The organism is Nocardiopsis sp. iso_237 (assembly GCF_056173345.1).
In genome coordinates this window covers 901,894-919,158 of the sequence record NZ_CM149669.1, presented here as the reverse complement: position 1 = coordinate 919,158, position 17,265 = coordinate 901,894, and the positions used below count along the sequence as shown (strand labels likewise).

The 17,265-nt window shown below is 71.2% G+C and carries 13 protein-coding genes and 1 CRISPR repeat array; of the genes, 2 read left to right on the top strand and 11 right to left on the bottom strand.

What is annotated here, in order from left to right; genetic code table 11:
* Positions 1 to 139 precede the first annotated feature (139 nt).
* From glpD to groES, 7 genes are all read right to left on the bottom strand, one after another.
* Positions 140 to 1,873, bottom strand: a complete 1,734-nt coding sequence (gene glpD / locus AC0VYM_RS04340; protein ID WP_475459210.1) for a glycerol-3-phosphate dehydrogenase — start codon at positions 1,871 to 1,873, stop codon at positions 140 to 142.
* Positions 1,874 to 2,014: 141 nt separating this feature from the next.
* Positions 2,015 to 2,959, bottom strand: coding sequence for a lytic transglycosylase domain-containing protein (locus AC0VYM_RS04335; RefSeq protein WP_475459209.1), 945 nt, complete (start codon positions 2,957 to 2,959; stop codon positions 2,015 to 2,017).
* Positions 2,960 to 3,141: 182 nt separating this feature from the next.
* A complete protein-coding gene (locus AC0VYM_RS04330; protein WP_475462928.1) occupies positions 3,142 to 4,248 on the bottom strand; it encodes a GuaB3 family IMP dehydrogenase-related protein in 1,107 nt (368 codons plus the stop codon).
* Positions 4,249 to 4,368: 120 nt separating this feature from the next.
* Positions 4,369 to 5,859 carry an IMP dehydrogenase gene (gene guaB, locus AC0VYM_RS04325; protein ID WP_475459206.1) on the bottom strand — a complete coding sequence of 497 codons (1,491 nt, stop codon included), beginning with the start codon at positions 5,857 to 5,859 and terminating at the stop codon, positions 4,369 to 4,371.
* 333 nt (positions 5,860 to 6,192) lie between these two features.
* A CRISPR array of direct repeats spans positions 6,193 to 6,586; the repeat unit is 29 nt; unit sequence GGGGTCATCCCCGCGCGTGCGGGGAGCAG.
* Positions 6,587 to 6,769: 183 nt separating this feature from the next.
* Positions 6,770 to 7,324: a sigma-70 family RNA polymerase sigma factor gene (locus AC0VYM_RS04320; RefSeq protein WP_475462927.1), complete on the bottom strand. Its 555-nt coding sequence runs from the start codon at positions 7,322 to 7,324 to the stop codon at positions 6,770 to 6,772.
* 291 nt (positions 7,325 to 7,615) lie between these two features.
* Positions 7,616 to 9,220 carry a chaperonin GroEL gene (gene groL, locus AC0VYM_RS04315; RefSeq protein ID WP_475459203.1) on the bottom strand — a complete coding sequence of 535 codons (1,605 nt, stop codon included), beginning with the start codon at positions 9,218 to 9,220 and terminating at the stop codon, positions 7,616 to 7,618.
* Positions 9,221 to 9,323: 103 nt separating this feature from the next.
* Positions 9,324 to 9,632: a co-chaperone GroES gene (gene groES / locus AC0VYM_RS04310; RefSeq protein WP_017543880.1), complete on the bottom strand. Its 309-nt coding sequence runs from the start codon at positions 9,630 to 9,632 to the stop codon at positions 9,324 to 9,326.
* 225 nt (positions 9,633 to 9,857) lie between these two features.
* Between groES and AC0VYM_RS04305 the strand changes: the two genes are divergently transcribed.
* Entirely contained in the window at positions 9,858 to 11,129 is a 1,272-nt protein-coding gene (locus AC0VYM_RS04305; protein ID WP_475459200.1) for a class I SAM-dependent methyltransferase, read from the top strand.
* Positions 11,130 to 11,511: 382 nt separating this feature from the next.
* Positions 11,512 to 13,638, top strand: coding sequence for a coiled-coil domain-containing protein (locus AC0VYM_RS04300; RefSeq protein ID WP_475459197.1), 2,127 nt, complete (start codon positions 11,512 to 11,514; stop codon positions 13,636 to 13,638).
* A 124-nt stretch (positions 13,639 to 13,762) separates the two neighbouring features.
* Here AC0VYM_RS04300 and AC0VYM_RS04295 read toward each other — a convergent pair whose 3' ends face one another.
* From AC0VYM_RS04295 to rimI, 4 genes are all read right to left on the bottom strand, one after another.
* Positions 13,763 to 14,659, bottom strand: coding sequence for a transposase (locus AC0VYM_RS04295; protein WP_475453480.1), 897 nt, complete (start codon positions 14,657 to 14,659; stop codon positions 13,763 to 13,765).
* A gap of 62 nt (positions 14,660 to 14,721) precedes the next feature.
* Positions 14,722 to 15,678, bottom strand: a complete 957-nt coding sequence (locus tag AC0VYM_RS04290) for a zinc-binding dehydrogenase (RefSeq protein ID WP_475459194.1) — start codon at positions 15,676 to 15,678, stop codon at positions 14,722 to 14,724.
* 114 nt (positions 15,679 to 15,792) lie between these two features.
* Positions 15,793 to 16,824, bottom strand: a complete 1,032-nt coding sequence (gene tsaD / locus AC0VYM_RS04285; RefSeq protein WP_475459191.1) for a tRNA (adenosine(37)-N6)-threonylcarbamoyltransferase complex transferase subunit TsaD — start codon at positions 16,822 to 16,824, stop codon at positions 15,793 to 15,795.
* Positions 16,817 to 17,254, bottom strand: a complete 438-nt coding sequence (gene rimI, locus AC0VYM_RS04280) for a ribosomal protein S18-alanine N-acetyltransferase (protein WP_475462926.1) — start codon at positions 17,252 to 17,254, stop codon at positions 16,817 to 16,819. Before rimI ends, tsaD begins: the two co-directional genes overlap by 8 nt.
* Positions 17,255 to 17,265 lie beyond the last annotated feature (11 nt).

Sequence of the window (17,265 nt, the reverse complement as noted above, 5' to 3'; positions counted from 1 at the left end):
GGGTCCTTCGGAGGGTGAACACGACAGGGAGCAACTCCACGCACCCTAACCCCACGATGTGCCACAAACCACAACGGCCGGATCAGTGATCAGCAACAATACGAACCGGCCGAAGGACCCCGCGCCCCGGGATCACCGGTCAGGAACGGCCTCCCGGCCTGCCCACGTGCATGTCCGGCACGATCTCCGGAGCACCGTGCTGGACCGCGTCGGCCTCCTGGTCGGTGTCCTGTTCCTGTGCGGCGCGCTCGGCCTCGATGCCCTTGCGGTAGTACTCCACCTCGCGCTCGACCTGTTCCTTGGTCCACCCGAGCGGTTCCGCCATGAGCGCGGCGGCGGACTCGGCGGCGGCGATCCCCCGGTCCCAGGTCTCGAAGGTGATGCGGGTGCGCCGGGACAGGACGTCCTCCAGGTGACGGGCGCCCTCGGCCTCCACCGCGTAGACGACCTCGGCCCGCAGGTAGTCCTCGCCGCCCTTCAGCGGCTCGCGCAGGTCGGGCCGCTCCCGGATCAGGTCGAGGACGTCGTGCACCCCGGAACCGTACCGGCGCAGCAGGTGCGAGACCCGGGAGACGTGCAGCCCCGAGTCCCGGGCGAGCCGGTGCCGCTGGTTGTACAGAGCCGCGTACCCGTCCGCGCCCACCAGGGGCAGCTTGTCCGTGACCGAGGCCGGGACCGCGCCCCCCAGCCCGTGCGCGACCGCGTCCACCGCGTCCTTGGCCATGACCCGGTAGGTGGTGTACTTGCCGCCCGCGATGAGGACGAGCCCCGGCACGGGGTGCGCCACCGTGTGCTCGCGGGAGAGCTTCGAGGTCTCCTCGGACTCCCCGGAGAGCAACGGCCGGAGCCCGGCGTAGACGCCCTCGACGTCGTCGCGGCCCAAGGGCGTGCGCAGCACCTGGTTGACGTGGTCCAGGACGTAGTCGATGTCGGCCCGCGACGCCGCCGGGTTCTCCTTGTCCAGGTCCCAGGGGGTGTCGGTGGTGCCGATGATCCAGTGGCGGCCCCACGGGATCACGAAGAGCACGCTCTTCTCCGTCTGGAGGATCATCCCCGACGAGGCCTGGATGCGGTCCCGGGGCACCACGAGGTGCACGCCCTTGGACGCGCTCACGTGGATCTGGCCGCGACCGCCCACCATCTCCTGGATGTCGTCGGTCCACACACCGGCGGCGTTCACCACCTGCCGCGCGCGGATCTGCTTCTTCTCGCCGGTCTCCAGGTCGGCGGCGGTCGCCCCGACCACGTGCTCGCCCTCGCGCAGGAACTCGACCGCCTGGACCCGCGAGGCGATCCTCGCCCCGAGCCCGGCGGCGGTGCGCAGAACGGTGGTCACGAACCGGGCGTCGTCCACCTGGCAGTCCCAGTACTGGACCGCCCCGGCCAGGGCGCTGCGCTTCAGTGCCGGGAAGACCCGCAGCGCTCCGGACCTGGTCAGGTGCCGGTGGGAGGGCAGACCCCGGTTGTTGCGCGAGGTCATCGCCAGGGTGTCGTACAGGGTGACGCCCGCGCCGATGTAGAACCGCTCCCAGTGGTGCTGGAACGGGAAGAGGAACGGCACCGGGCGGACCAGGTGCGGTGCGATGGTGGTGAGCAGGAGCCCGCGCTCGTGCAACGCCTCGCGGACCAGCTCGAAGTCGAGTTGTTCCAGGTAGCGGAGGCCGCCGTGGATCAGCTTGCTGGACCTGCTGGAGGTCCCCGAGGCGAAGTCCCGTGCCTCGATCAGGCCCGTGGAGAGCCCGCGCGAGACCGCGTCCAGCGCGATGCCCGCGCCCACGATCCCGCCGCCCACCACGAGGACGTCGAGCTCCTCGTCCGCCATCGACGCGAGCGCCTCGGTGCGCCCCTTCGGCCCCAACCAGGTGGTCGCCATGGATGGTCCTCCCTTTCGATCGGTGTCCCACCAAGGCGCATACCCGGAGTGGTGGGGCCCCAGGCTAACCGGAGGCCGTCAGGGACGTGGGTTGCCACACCCCATACCGCCGGTTTACCTCCGAGACGGGGCGGAACGGGATCAGGCGGCGTCGGCGTAGGCGTGCGCGTAGGCCAGGACGTCGCTGACGTAGGCGGAGGAGCGGTTGTACTCCAGGACCGCCGACTCCCAGTCCTGCGCGGAGGCGAGGTCGCGGCCCTCCCCGCACAGGTAGCGGGCGGCGGTCAGGGCGGCGTCGTCGACGTTGTGCGGGTCGGGGCTGCCGCCCTCCAGGGACTCGCCCCACCGGGCCCAGGTGCCGGGGATGAACTGCATGGGGCCGATCGCCCGGTCCCACTCGGTGTCGCCGTCCAGCTCGCCGCCGTCGGTGTCCGGGATGGCCTGCGTGTTGTTGGTGCCGTCCAGCGGGATGCCGATGATGTCCACGGTGGTGTTGCCGTCGGGGCCGAGCTCGCCACCCGCGTAGGTGCCGTGGCGGGACTCGACGTAGCCGATACCCGCGAGCGTGGGCCAGGACAGCTGGCACGAGGACTGGTCGGCGTCGAGCACCAGCTGGGCGCTGGCGTAGCCCTCCAGGGCCCGGCGCGGGATGCCGGTGTTCTCCGAGACCTCGTCCAGCCACTCGTCGCTGGGGCGCAGCGCCTCGGCTGGTCTGGACTGCTCGTCCGCGCCGAGCGCCGACTCGGCCGGGTCCCCGTTCTCCCGGGCGGTCACCCCGGTCTGGGCCGGCGGGCCGGTGAGCTGGTCGTGCGGCGGGGTCTCGATGGTGCCGACCTCCGGGGTGGCCTCGGCGGTCGGCGCCTCCCAGTCGTTGAGGGCGGTGGAGACGCGGCCGACCAGGACCACGACGCCCGCCGTCACCAGCAGGCAGACGACCAGCGCGAGGCTGACCGCGATCGCCGGTCCGCGTCGGCGCCGCCGACGGTGCCCCGCACGGTCCGCCGCGGCGGCGCGGGGCTCCTCCTGGGCGCGGGGCTCCTCGGAGGAACCGGACACCCGGGGGGCACCGGACTCACTGTCACCCATGCAGTCCTCCAAGAGAAAGTCACCATCGGATCACGAGACTGAAAAACACGCACCATAGTGGCACACTGTGGCCGCCCGGACGCACCCCCCTTGGACGACACGGGGGGCGCCCCGGTTCACCGGGACGCCCCCACGACACTCATGTCGGGTCCGACCTGCGGGGAGACCCCCGCCGCCGCTCCCTACCTGTGCGGGTTCACCACGACCTCGACCCGCTGGAACTCCTTGAGGTCGGTGTAGCCCGAGGTGGCCATGGTCCGACGCAGCGCGCCCATGAGGTTCATGGAGCCGTCGCTGCTGGAGGCCGGACCGTGCAGGATCGACTTGAGGTCACCGATGGTGCCCACCTCGACCCGCTCGCCGCGCGGCAGCTCGTTGTGGTGCGCCTCGCTGCCCCAGTGGTAGCCGCCGCCGGGCGCCTCGGTGGCGCGGGCCAGCGGGGAACCCACCATGACGGCGTCGGCGCCGCAGGCCAGGGCCTTGGCGATGTCACCGCTGCCGGTCATGCCGCCGTCAGCGATGACGTGCACGTACCGGCCGCCGGACTCGTCGAGGTAGTCGCGGCGGGCCGCGGCGACGTCACCGATGGCGCTCGCCATGGGGACGGCCACACCCAGCACCGAACGGGTGGTGTGGCCCGAGCCGCCGCCGAACCCGACCAGCACACCGGCGGCACCGGTGCGCATCAGGTGCAGGGCGGCGGTGTAGGTGGCGCAGCCGCCGACCACGACGGGCACGTCGAGGTCGTAGATGAACTGCTTGAGGTTGAGCGGCTCGGCGCGACCCGAGACGTGCTCGGCCGAGACCGTGGTGCCACGGATCACGAAGATGTCGACACCGGCGTCCACGACGGCCTTGTGGTACTGGGCGGTGCGCTGCGGCGACAGCCGGGCGGCCGTGACGAGACCGGCGTCACGGATCTCCTCGATCCGGCGGCCGATCAGCTCCTCCTGGATCGGCGCCGCGTAGATCTCCTGGAGACGCTTGGTCGCGGCGACGTCGTCGAGCTCGCGGATCTCCTGGAGCAGCGGCTCCGGGTCCTCGTAACGGGTCCACAGACCCTCCAGGTCCAGGACGCCGAGGCCGCCCTGCTCACCCACGGCCACGACGGTCTTGGGCGAGGCCACACTGTCCATGGGGCTGACGACCAGGGGCGTCTCGAACCGGTAGGCGTCGATCTGCCAGGCGATCGACACCTCCTCCGGGTCGCGGGTCCGTCGTGCGGGCACGATCCCGATCTCGTCGAGCTCGTAGGCGCGACGCCCGTTCTTGCCCAGCCCGATCTCCACCTGAGCCAACTGTTCGATTCCCCTCTGACGTGCGGCGCCGGTCGGTCGACCGTCGCGTGACCGCGGACGCGAGTCTATCCGGCCGTGGTCGAACCGGTTCCGGCGCCGCCCCCGCGCGGACTAGCGCGCGTTGTAGTTCGGCGCTTCCACGGTCATCTTGATGTCGTGCGGGTGGCTCTCGCGCAGCCCCGCACTGGTGATACGCATGAGCTGGCCGCGCTCGCGCAGCTCGGGCACGGTGCGGCTGCCCGCGTACCACATGGACTGGTGCAGGCCGCCGACCAGCTGGTGGGCCACGGCGGACAGCGGGCCGCGGAACGGCACCTGGCCCTCGATGCCCTCGGGGACCAGCTTGTCCTCGGAGGAGACGTCGGCCTGCGCGTAGCGGTCCTTGGAGAAGGAGCGGCCGCGCATGGCACCGAGCGAACCCATGCCCCGGTAGGCCTTGAACTGCTTGCCGTTGATGAAGATGAGCTCGCCCGGGCTCTCCTCGACACCGGCGAGGAGGCTGCCGAGCATGACGGTGCTGGCGCCGGCGACGATCGCCTTGGCGATCTCGCCGGAGTACTGGAGGCCGCCGTCCGCGATCAGCGGGACACCGGCGGGGCCGCAGGCGAGCCCGGCCTCCAGGATGGCGGTGAGCTGGGGGGCGCCCACACCGGCGACGACGCGGGTGGTGCAGATGGAGCCGGGGCCCACCCCGACCTTGACGGCGTCGGCACCGGCGTCGATGAGCAGCTGGGCACCGGCGCGGGTGGCGACGTTGCCCGCGACGATGTCCGCGCGGGAGTTGGCCTTGAGCTTGGCGACCATGTCAGCGAGACCGGAGGAGTGGCCGTGCGCGGTGTCGACCACGATGAAGTCGACCCCGGCGTCGATGAGCAGCTTGGCGCGCTCCTCGGCCTCGGTGCCCACACCGACGGCGCCGCCGACCACGAGACGCCCGTTGGAGTCCTTGGTGGCGTTGGGGAACTGCTCGCTCTTGATGAAGTCCTTGACGGTGATGAGCCCGCGCAGGCGGTTCTGGCCGTCGACCAGGGGCAGCTTCTCGACCTTGTGCTCGCGGAGCAGCTCGAAGGCGCGTTCGCGGCTGACCCCGACGGGGGCGGTGACGAGGTTCTCGGTGGTCATGACGTCGCGGACCAGCCGGGAGCGGTCGTCCTCGAAACGCATGTCGCGGTTGGTGACGATGCCCACCAGGGAGCCCTGGGCGTCGGTGACCGGGACACCGGAGATGCGGTAGTGGGCGCAGAGGCGCTCGACCTCCGCGAGGTCGTCCTCGGGGTGACAGGTGACCGGGTCGGTGACCATGCCCGCCTCGGAGCGCTTCACGAGGTCGATCTGGGCTGCCTGGTCCTCGGCGGAGAGGTTGCGGTGCAGCACCCCGGCGCCGCCCTGGCGGGCCATCGCCACGGCCATGCGGGCCTCGGTGACGGTGTCCATCGCGGCGGAGAGCAGGGGAATGCTGAGGGTGATGTTGCGGGAGAGCTTCGTGGTGGTGTCCACATCGCCCGGCTGGAGGTCCGAGTAGGCCGGTACCAGCAGGACGTCGTCGTAGGTCAGACCCGGCGGAAGCAGCTTCCTCCCGTAGTCGCTGTGGTCCTGGCTCATGACACAACCTCCGCTGTTCCCGGCGACAACTGCGCGGATCGCCCCCGCGTGTCGTCTCATCCTAGGTCGTCGTCCGGCACCGCCCAGGTGGAATGCGATGTTCGCCCGGTCACCTCGGTCACGAAACGGCCACCGCCCTCACCCAGGACAGCAAGCCAGCCACCCCCAGTCATCCCGCCCCAGCCACACCCCCGCAGATAGAGGGGTCAAGGCCCATCCCCGCAATGGCGGGGAGCAGTCCTACATGCCAAGCACTGCCTACTCGATGCCAGGATCATCCCCGGCGCGCGCGGGGAGGCAGGGGACACCCACGCGTCCCACACCCGCCAGCTGGGGGTCATCCCCGCACGTGCGGGGAGCAGCGGGTGGTCGCCCGGGGTGGTTGTTCGGGGTGGGGGTCATCCCCGCGCGTGCGGGGTGCAGCGACAGTCACCTCCCCCTACTCCAGGGTGGTGGGGTCATCCCCGCGCGTGCGGGGAGCAGGAGATCAACTCCACGTGCGGCGAGGTCCTGCTGGGGTCATCCCCGCGCGTGCGGGGAGCAGACCACCGAAGGTGTGGACTCCTCGAAGTTGTGGGGGTCATCCCCGCGCGTGCGGGGAGCAGCCCGGGGCCGTACGGCCCCGGGCGGCTTCGTCGGGGTCATCCCCGCGCGTGCGGGGAGCAGTCGCTGGCATGGCGCTCGCCGGGAACATTCTGGGGGTCATCCCCGCGCGTGCGGGGAGCAGTCTCGCTGACCTGCGGGTCTAGTGGCGGCGGGGGGTCATTTCTGCAAGTTGTTGCGAATCAGACAAATCCCCACACACCTTCCATGACCCTGTGAGCGAGCCCCTCAGCGGGGGTAGCGGCAGTAGCCGCGTTGGCGGGGGCGAGCCGGGCACCGGCGCTTCCCGGGGCGGGAGGCACGGTGCTCAGGGGAGGACGCGGTTCGCCAGGGCCACCTTCCGAAGCCGAGCAATAGCTCGGTGCTGGGCAACCCGTACCGCACCTGCCGACATGCCAAGGAGATGTCCCGTCTCGTCTGCTGTAAGTCCTGTGATCACCCGCATGACCAGCAGCGTGCGCTGCTGTTCGGGCAGTTCGTCGAGGAGGGCCCGGGCCCGCTGGGCCTCGGACACGCGGACCGCCGACTCCTCGGGGCCGGGGCCGTCGTCCGGCTGTTCCGGCACGGTGTCGGTGGGAACCGTCTCCACCCGACCGGCCACGCGGAGGGTGTCCGCGACCTTGTGCGCGGCGATGCCGAACACGAAGGAGGCGAAGGGCCTGCCCCGGTCCTGGTAACGCGGGACGGCCGTGAGGAGGGCGATGCACACTTCCTGCGCGACGTCGTCCGAGTAGTGCGCCAGGCCCGAGACCCGGGCCAGACGGGTCCGGCAGTACCGGACCACCATGGGTCTGACCTCGCGCAGGAGGGAGTCCATGGCCCCGTCGTCGCCCCGGACGGCGAGTGAGCCCAGACGGTTCAACCCCGTGTCACGCGGAGCGGGGTCCGCCTCCTCGTGCCCTGGGGGCGTACCTGGCCGCTGCGCGGTAACGCCCTCGCGGGCGCCTGCATCCGTCACGTTAGGAATGATGCCCGCAGTTGGGGACCCAACCACTCCAATCAGCAACTACAGAATGGTCACATTTTGGGAAAATAGCCCGAAAACGGTACGTAGTTGCGGGTGTGAAACGGCTCTCCCGTGGTAGTGGACGGGGGTGGGACGACGGCGCGCCCCACCCCCGGACCGGGTCCTCACGGACACCGACCAACGTCCCTAGTGGGCGTGGCCGTGACCGTCGTCCGCGTCCTCCTCGGGCTTGTCCGCGACCAGCACCTCGGTGGTCAGCAGCATGCCCGCGATGGAAGCGGCGTTCTGGACGGCCGAGCGGGAGACCTTGACCGGGTCGAGGATGCCCTCGGCGGTCAGGTCGCCGTAGGTGCCGGTGGCGGCGTTGTAGCCGTGACCGACCTCCATCTCGGAGACGCGGTGGGTGACCACGTAGCCCTCGGCGCCCGCGTTCTCCGCGATCCACCGGGCGGGCTCGACCAGCGCGCGGCGGACGATCGCCGCACCCGTGGCCTCGTCGCCGGTCAGGCCGAGGTCGTCCAGAGCGGTGGAGGCGTGCACCAGGGAGGCGCCGCCACCGGCGACGATGCCCTCCTCGATGGCCGCGCGAGTAGCCGAGATGGCGTCCTCGAGACGGTGCTTCTTCTCCTTGAGCTCGACCTCGGTGGCCGCGCCGACGCTCAGCACGGACACGCCGCCCGCGAGCTTGGCCAGGCGCTCCTGGAGCTTCTCGCGGTCCCAGTCGGAGTCGCTCGCCTCGATCTCCTTGCGGATCTGGCGAACGCGGTCCTCCACCTCGGACTGCTCGCCGCCGCCGTCGACGACGGTGGTGGTGTCCTTGGTGATGGTGATGCGGCGGGCCGAGCCCAGCACGGACAGGTCCGCGTTCTCCAGGGTCAGGCCGACCTCCTCGGAGATGACCTGGCCGCCGGTGAGGACGGCGATGTCCTGGAGCATGGCCTTGCGGCGCTCACCGAAGCCGGGCGCCTTGACCGCGGCCACGTTGAGGGTGCCGCGCATGCGGTTGAGCACCAGGGCGCCCAGGGCGTCGCCCTCGACGTCCTCGGCGATGATCAGCAGCGGCTTCTTGTTCTGGACGACCTGCTCCAGCAGCGGGAGCAGCTCGTTCAGGTTGCCGATCTTGCCCTGGCTGATCAGGATCTGCGCGTCCTCCAGGACGGCCTCCTGACGGTCTCCGTCGGTGACGAAGTAGGGCGAGATGTAACCCTTGTCGAACTGGAGGCCCTCGGTGAAGTCGAGCTCCAGACCGAAGGTCGGGGACTCCTCCACCGTGATGACGCCGTCCTTGCCGACCTTGTCGAAGGCCTCGGCGATGAGGTCGCCGATCTGGGCGTCCTGCGCGGAGTTGGTCGCCACGTAGGCGATGTCGGCGCGCTCCTTGATCGGCACGGCGCGCTCGAGCAGGATCTCGGAGACCCGGGCGGCCGCGGCGTCGATGCCCTTCTTGAGGGACATCGGGGAGGCGCCGGCGGCGACGCTGCGCAGGCCCTCGCGGACCAGCGCCTGCGCCAGCACGGTGGCGGTGGTGGTGCCGTCACCGGCGGCGTCGTTGGTCTTGGTGGCGACCTCCTTGACCAGCTGCGCGCCCAGGTTCTCGTAGGGCTCGTCCAGCTCGATCTCACGGGCGACGGTCACACCGTCGTTCGTGATGGTGGGGGCACCGAACTTCTTGTCGATGACGACGTTGCGGCCGCGCGGGCCGAGCGTCACCTTGACGGCGTTGGCGAGGCGGTCCACGCCCCGCTCGAGGGCGCGGCGGGCGTCGTCCTCGAACTCCAGGATCTTCGGCATGTGTGAGTACTTCCTCTAACGGTTCGGGTCGAAAGAGAACATCCCGCCCCGCCCGGCTTCAGGGCCGACCGGTGCGGGATGTTCGAAGGCTCTGCGCCGAGAGCTACTTCTCGACGACCGCGAGGAGGTCGCGGGCGGAGAGAACCAGGTACTCCTGGCCGTCGTACTTGACCTCGGTGCCGCCGTACTTGCTGTAGAGAACGACGTCGCCGACGTTCACGTCGAGGGCGACGCGCTTGCCGTTGTCGTCAAGGCGACCGGGACCCACGGCCAGGATCTCGCCCTCCTGGGGCTTCTCCTTGGCGGTGTCCGGGATGACCAGACCGGAGGCGGTGGTCTGCTCAGCCTCCAGGGTCCTGACCACGACGCGGTCCTCGAGCGGCTTCAGCACGGTCTTGGTGGCGGTCGACACGGTGTGACCTCCCCCTTCAAAGTCTCGGTGTATCTGACGTCGGCCCATGCGTGAGCACGGACCAACCACGTAAAAGGGGCGACCGCGGCGGCCTGTCGTCGCGGGTGCCAGACCGGCCTCGTCGCGTTTAGCACTCTACCCCCGAGAGTGCCAGAATGGAAATGTGGCGGGGCTCCGGACCCTGGGGCGGACCCGCCACCCGTCGTGCCCACAGCAGGAGGTTCCATGCGCGTTCCCGCGTTCTCGGCGCTGCTCACCGACGCGGGACGGGAGGTCCTCGCCGGGGTGGACCCCGCCGCCGCGGCCAGCAACCCCCTCGCCGCCGCTTCGCGGCTGCGCGCCGACCCCCGGGTCGCCGCACTCGACCCCGACCTCCCCGTGTCCGAGCTCGTCAACGCCGTGATGACCCAGGTGGGCCTGCGGGAGCGGGGCCGGGCCAAGTTCGGGGAGAACGCCGCGCGCATGTACTTCACCCCGAACGGGCTGGAGCAGTCCACCCGCCGGACCGTGGCCGAGTACCGCGCCGAGCGCACCGCCCGGCACCTGCCCCCCTCGGTGGCCGGGGGCGCCGTCGCGGGCGACCTGTGCTGCGGGATCGGCGCGGACCTGCTGGCCCTGGCCGGTCGGGGCGTGCCGGTGGAGGGCGTGGACGCCGACCCCCTGACCGTGGCGGTGGCCCGGGCCAACATCGAGGCGCTGGGGCTCACGGAGCACGCCCGCGTCCGGGAGGGCGACGTGAACGCGGTCGCGGTGGGCGACCACCCGCTGCTGTTCTGCGACCCGGCTCGGCGCGGAGGGCGGGGCCGGGTGTTCGACCCGGCCGCCTACTCGCCGCCGTGGGACGTGGCCACCCGGCTGGCGGAGGGCGCGAAGGCCGCCTGCCTGAAGGCCGCCCCGGGTATCCCGCACGAGGTCCTCTCCCCCGCCGCCTCGGCCGAGTGGATCTCGGTGGACGGCGAGCTGAAGGAGACCGCGCTGTGGTTCGGCGGGCTGGGCTTCGGCCCGGACGGGCCGCGACGGCGCGCGACGGTGCTGCACGAGCGGGCGGGCCTGCTGGCGAGCGAGGGCGCGGTGGCGCACCTGGACGAGGAGCCCGACCTGGGCCCGGCGCCGGTGGCCGCCGCCCGGCGCTACCTGTACGACCCGGACCCGGCCGTGGTCCGCTCCCACCTGGTGGCGGAGGCGGCGGCGCGGGTGGACGGCGCGCTGCTGGACGAGCGGATCGCGTACTTCACCTCGGACCGGGCCGAGCGCTCACCGCTGTGGCGGGTGCTGGAGGTGCTGGAGTTCGCACCGTTCTCACTGAAACGGGTGCGCTCGTCGGTGCGTGCGCACAAGGCCGGAACGGTAACGATCAAGAAACGCGGTTCGGCGGTGGACACCGAGAAACTCCGGCGGGATCTGCGCGCCTCGGGACCGGAATCGGTGACTGTCGTCCTCACGCGAATCGGTGAGAAACCGTTCTACCTGCTGTGCCGTGAAACAGAGGCGGCATAGGCCCTCCGGAGGCCCCGTGCCCGCCCGCGCCCGGGTGCGACGCGGGCCACATTCGGAGCAGGGCACGCAGACCATATCGTTATCTCCCACACCCATATCTTTCGCGGACCCCTGGGGTCGCGCCGGACTGTGTCGTTAAACTGGCGCCGCAGATTTCTTTCCCTTCTCATGGGTTCTCCGGAAGGCCGTGCTCGTTCGATTCGCCCAGCGGTTCGGTCGGCACCGGACCCACGCCCCCCGTGTATACACACAGTCACACTTCGGTCACATTGGGGCGCAGGCGGCGCGGTGCAACGACCGCCCGGGGACCATCGAGAACCCGTCCGCGCGACCACCGTGCGGCGAAGTGGGCGGGAGCGCCAGAACCATAAGGAGCACCTCGGTGGAACAGACCAATCACAACTTCCTCAATGGGGGAGGTCAGGCCGGAGTCTCCGACCGGATGCGTGACCTGCTCTCCCAGGCCGCCCAGGAGCACGTCTCCGAGCAGAAGTCCCAGGGTGCCGTCAGCGAGGAGATGCGCCAGCGCCTTGAGGGCATGGAGTGGCTGCTCCGCGAGCTGCGCGAGCGGGAACTCACCGCGCTCGCCGAGGCGATCACCACCGTCGACGGTCGGATCGACGACTTCCTGGCCCGCCCGCCCGAGTGGGCCGAGGCCCTGGCCGAGCACATAGAGGTGGTCGGCAGGCAGGTCAAGCCGCTGTCGGAGATGTCGTCCCTGAGGGCCGACACCCAGCGCGTGGCCGGGCACCTGGACACCGCCCTCACCCGGCTCCAGCGCATGGCCGAGACCGGCAACCGCACCTCCGAGCAGGTCACCGAGATCGGTGAGCGCGTCACCGAGCTGGGCGAGACCGTCGGCACCCGCCTGGACGCCCTGGACCGGGCCCTGGCCGACCTCGGCACCCGCGCCGAGGCGATCGAGACCTCGCTGTCCGCCCTGGACACCACCCTGGGCGAGCGTCACGAGGAGCTCAGCGCCACCGTCCGCACCACCCTGGCCGAGGGCCGGGAGCAGCTGGCCGAGGCCATCTCCGAGAGCCGCTCGACCGTCGAGACCGCCGTGAAGGAGAGCCGCGAGGCCCTCGAAGTCGCCGGTCAGGAGCACCGCGAGGCCCTGGAGGGCGCCACCGCCGAGCTCGGTGAGCGCGTCACCACCGGCCTCACCTCCTCCCTGGAGGAGCGCACGGCCGAGCTGCGCGGCTTCGTCGAGGAGCGCACCGCCGAGCAGCACGAGACGCTGCTCTCCCGCCTCCAGGAGAACACCGGCGAGCTGGGCGAGCGCACCTCCGCGCTGGCCGAGGAGCTGGGCGCCCTCGCCACGGCCTCCGGCGAGCGCCACGACACCCTCGCGCAGGAGCTGAAGGACCACGCCGCCGCCTCCGTGAAGCGCCACGAGGAGATCACCGGCAAGGTCACCGAGAGCGTCGGCCACCTGAACACGCAGGCCGAGGAGAACCACGCCGAGGCCACCGCGGCCGTCGCGGACGTCACCGGCTCGCTCGCCAAGCTGCGGGAGAACCACGAGAAGTCCCTGAACGACCTGCGTTCGCACGTGCGCCAGCGTCTGGCCGAGCTCGACGAGCAGATCGAGCTGGGTCGCACCGAGACCCGCGAGCACGCCGAGAGCACCGCCGAGGGGCTGCGCGAGGCGCTGACCAAGCGCACCGACTCCCTCTCCACCCGCATCGCGGAGGACGCCGCGAAGGTCGCCGCCGACCTGGCCGAGCTGCGCGCGTTCGTCCAGGAGGACAACGCGAAGCTGGCCTCCGACGCGGAGGACCGGCACCAGACGCTGACCGAGGCGCTGACCGACCAGGCCGACGCCCACCGGACCGCGCTCGACGAGCGGCTGGACCGCCACCGCGAGAGCCTCAACGGCAAGGTGGACAACCACCTGTCGCAGATCACCGGCAAGGTCGACCACGAGCTGGGCCGCCTCACCGACCGGTTCGACACCTTCGAGGGCCACTTCGAGGGCAGCTTCGAGGGCGTCGAGGGCAAGATCGACCGGGTCGACGGCCGGATCGACGGCCTCAACGGCCGCCTGGACGGCATCGACGGCCGGGTCAACGGCGTCGAGGGGCAGTTCGAGGGCGTCAGCGGTCACTTCGAGGGCGTCGACGGCCGCATGGAGGCCATCGACGACCGTCTGGAGGCGCTCAACCAGCGCCTCAACCAGCTGCCGCAGACCCTGGAGGTCAGCGAGCTGCACCGCCGCCTCACCGAGCTGGTGGACCGTCCGCTGCTGGACCACACCGGCAAGCTCGACGAGATCGACTCGCACGTCACCACGGCGGTGGACCCGGTCATCCGCGAGCTCAAGCAGCGCCCGGACCGTCACGAGCTGGAGGAGACCGTCACCGAGGCGGTCGAGAACTCGCACGACGACATCACCAAGCGGTTCTCCTCCCTGGAGGAGACCGTGCTCGCCCTGGCCGAGGCGCTGCTGCGCCCGGGCCGCGACGGCAAGAAGAAGCGCCGCCGCGACGAGGACGACGAGGAGTAACCACGCGTCAGCGTGAACGAGGGGCCCGGGGCGGTGACCGTCCCGGGCCCCTCACGTGCGCCGGGCTCGGTTCTCGCCCGGTCGGCCCGGCCTAGATCGTTGATGTGAAAAGTGTGTGCCCTGGTCAGTGGTCGTAAGCGATCAGCGACCGCTTGACCGGGGCGCCGATCAGCCAGTTGTGCCAGATCACCGCGTTCAGCGCGCAGACGCGCTGGCACACCCTGGCCCACAAACCCTCAGTGGTGCGTGCCTGGTGGCGTTCCAACCCGAGTTGGTTCTTCAACGTCCAGATCACCGCCTCGATCCGCTGACGCAACCACCCCGGGAAAGCGTGGTCGGGCTCGTCCTTGCGCGAGGGGCGGACCAGAACGTGACCCAGACCAGCAGCGGCCTTCTCGATCCCGGCCCCGGCGAACCCTTTGTCGCACACGATCGGCACCGGCCCCGGCCCGGGGGCGCAGCCCTGCACGTGGAGCAGGTGCAGCGCCTGCTTGCGCTCGTCCAGCTCCTTGGGATGGGCCAGGGAGAACGCGCACACCGACCCCTCGGCAGTGGTGATCAGCATGAGCTTGGCGCCCCAGTAGAACGCGTGGTGGGACTGGTCCATCCCATACCCGGCGATCTCGCCCAGGCCGGAGCGGTTGACCGTCACTCGTGAGGCACCGCAGCGCACCGGGGTGCCATCCATCAACCGCAGTTTCTCGTGCCAGGTAGGTGCGACTCGGGCGAGCCACCGAGCTGCTTGGAGCAGGGCCGGGGCCGTCGCACGCAGGTGGCGGTTGTACTCGGACTGGCTGGGCAGACGCGGGAAGAGATGGCCGATGCGTGCTGGTGCGGCGCGCATCCAGTGCCGCTCGGAATCATGGCGCAGCAGGACCTGGGCGATGGCCACACAGACCAGTTCGGCGTCAGTGAGCAGGCGGGGCCGCCCCGCCCGTCGGGGTCGGTTCGCTGAAGGGAGCACCTCATCGTCCAGATGGACGTAGAGTGCTGTCAGAAGGGCGTCGAGGTCTTTGGTCACACTCTGATCCTTGACGCCCTTCGTCATGCCCGCAGGGAGTTCAGGGATTTCACATCAACGATCTAGGGGACGAGGACGATCTTGCCGAACTGCTCTCCGGCGGCCAGGGCCCGGAAGGCCTCGCGGGCCTCTGCGAGCGGCAGCACCCGGTCGATCACGGGACGCAGACCGGTGCGCACGCACATCTCGGTGAGGGCGGCCAGTTCCTCCTTGGTGCCCATGGTGGAGCCGAGCACCCGCAGCTGGAGGAAGAAGACCCGGGTGAGCTCGGCGGAGGGGGCGTCGCCGCTGGTCGCCCCGCAGGTGACGACGGCGCCGCCCGGCTTGAGCGAGTGGACGGAGTGCTTCCAGGTGGCCTGGCCGACGGAGTCGAAGACCACGTCCACCTTCTCCGGGAGCCGCTCCCCGGAGGGCAGCGCCGTGTGGGCGCCCAGTCCGAGGGCGAGGGCACGCTTCTCCTCGCTCCTGCTGGTGACGTACACGCGGTGCCCGACCTGCGCGGCCATCGCGATGAGGGCGGCGGAGACCCCTCCCCCGGCGCCCTGCACGAGGACCGTGGAGCCGGGTCGCAGGTCGGCCTTGCCGAAGAGCATGCTGTAGGCGGTCAGCCAGGCGGTGGGCAGGCAGGCCGCCTCCTCGAAGGACAGCTCCGGGGGCTTGGGCACGAGGTTCCCGCGGGGAACGAGCACCTTCTCCGCGAGGGTGCCGTCGTGGATCTCCGACAGGAGGGAGAAGCGCGGGGAGCGGCCCGGCTTCGGCGGTTCCTGGACCACCCCGTGCACGATGACCTCGTTGCCGTCCTCGTCGATCCCGGCGGCGTCCCCGCCGAGGACCATCGGGAGGCGGTCCTCGCTCAGCGCGACGCCGCGCAGGCTCCACAGGTCGTGGTGGTTGAGCGCGGCGGCCCTGACCCGGACGGTGGTCCACCCCTCGCGGGGCGCGGGGTCGGGCCGCTCACCCGCCTCCAGCCCGGACAGGGGGTCGTCGAACGAGATGCGTGCAGCCGAGATCGCGAACATACCGGCACCCAACCACAGCGGCCCCGCGCCGCTCCCCGCCGGGTGCGCCGGTCCGATGCGTGGACACACGTCGGGCCCCGCCGGTCCGGTGACCGGCGGGGCCCGACGGAGGGGCTACACGGCCAGCGGGGACTCCACCGGCAGCGAGGTGTCCGTGGCGAGGTCCAGGGTGGACGGCGGCAGGCCCGCCGCCACCACCTCGGCGCCCAGGGCCGCGATCATCGCGCCGTTGTCCGTGCACAGGCGGGGGCGCGGGACGCGGAGTTCGATCCCGGCCTCCTGGCAGCGCTGTTCGGCCAGTACGCGCAGTGCGGAGTTGGCCGCCACTCCGCCGCTGATCACGAGGGTGCTCACGCCGTGCTCCACGCAGGCGTCGACCGCCTTGCGGGTGAGCACGTCCACCACGGACTCCTGGAAGGCGGCGGCGATGTCGGCCACCACCAGCGGTTCGCCCCGGCGGTCGGCGTCCTCCACGTGCCGAGCCACGGCGGTCTTCAGCCCGGAGAAGGAGAAGTCGTACGTGCCGTCGCCCCACTTGCCGCGCGGGAAACGCATCGCCTTCGGGTCGCCCCGCTGGGCCGCCTTGTCGATGGGCGGGCCGCCCGGGTAGGGGAGCTCCAGCAGCCGCGCGACCTTGTCGTAGGCCTCCCCGGCGGCGTCGTCGACGGTGTCACCGAGCGAGACCACGTCGGTGGCCAGGTCGTTGACCAGGAGCAGCGAGGTGTGACCGCCGGAGACCAGGAGGGCGATCGAGGGCTTGGGCAGGGGCCCGTGCTCCAGCTGGTCCACGGCGACGTGACCGACCAGGTGGTTGACCCCGTAGAGGGGCTTGCCGAGCGCCATCGCGTAGGCCTTGGCGGCGGAGACGCCGACCAGGAGGGCGCCGGCCAGGCCCGGTCCGGCGGTCACGGCGACGGCGTCCACGTCGGACAGCCTCACCCCGGCGGAGTCCAGGGCGCGGCGCACGGTGGGGGTCATCGCCTCCAGGTGGGCGCGGCTGGCCACCTCGGGCACCACGCCGCCGAAGCGCACGTGCTGGTCGACGCTGGAGGCCACCGACTCGCCCAGCAGCTCGCAGCCCCGGACCAGGGCCACGCCGGTCTCGTCACAGGACGACTCGATCCCCAGGATCAACGGCTCACTCATGGCTTCCCTTCTCCGCGACGCGGCGCATGACGATCGCGTCCGCCCCCTTGTAGTAGCCCCGGCGCACGCCGATCGCCTCGAAGCCGAAACGTGTGTACAGGTCCTGGGCGCGCGGGTTGTCCGAGCGCACCTCCAGGAACATGTGGGTGACGCCGCGCGCGGCGGCCTGGTCGAGGAGTTCGGTGAGCAGGGCCCGGCCGATCCCCCTCCCCCACGCGTGCTCCGCGACGGCCATGGTCTGGACGTCGCCCTCGGGCGGGACGAACCGAAGCCCGGCGTAGCCCGCGAGCCCGGCCTCCGACTCGGCCACCACGTAGTGGCGGGTGGAGGCCTCGGCCAGTTCGTCGCGGAGCGTGTTCTCGCTCCAGGCGTCGAGGGGGAACAGGGCGCGTTCCAGGTCCATGACGGCCGGTACGTCGGCGGCGGTCATCTGGCGCAGCG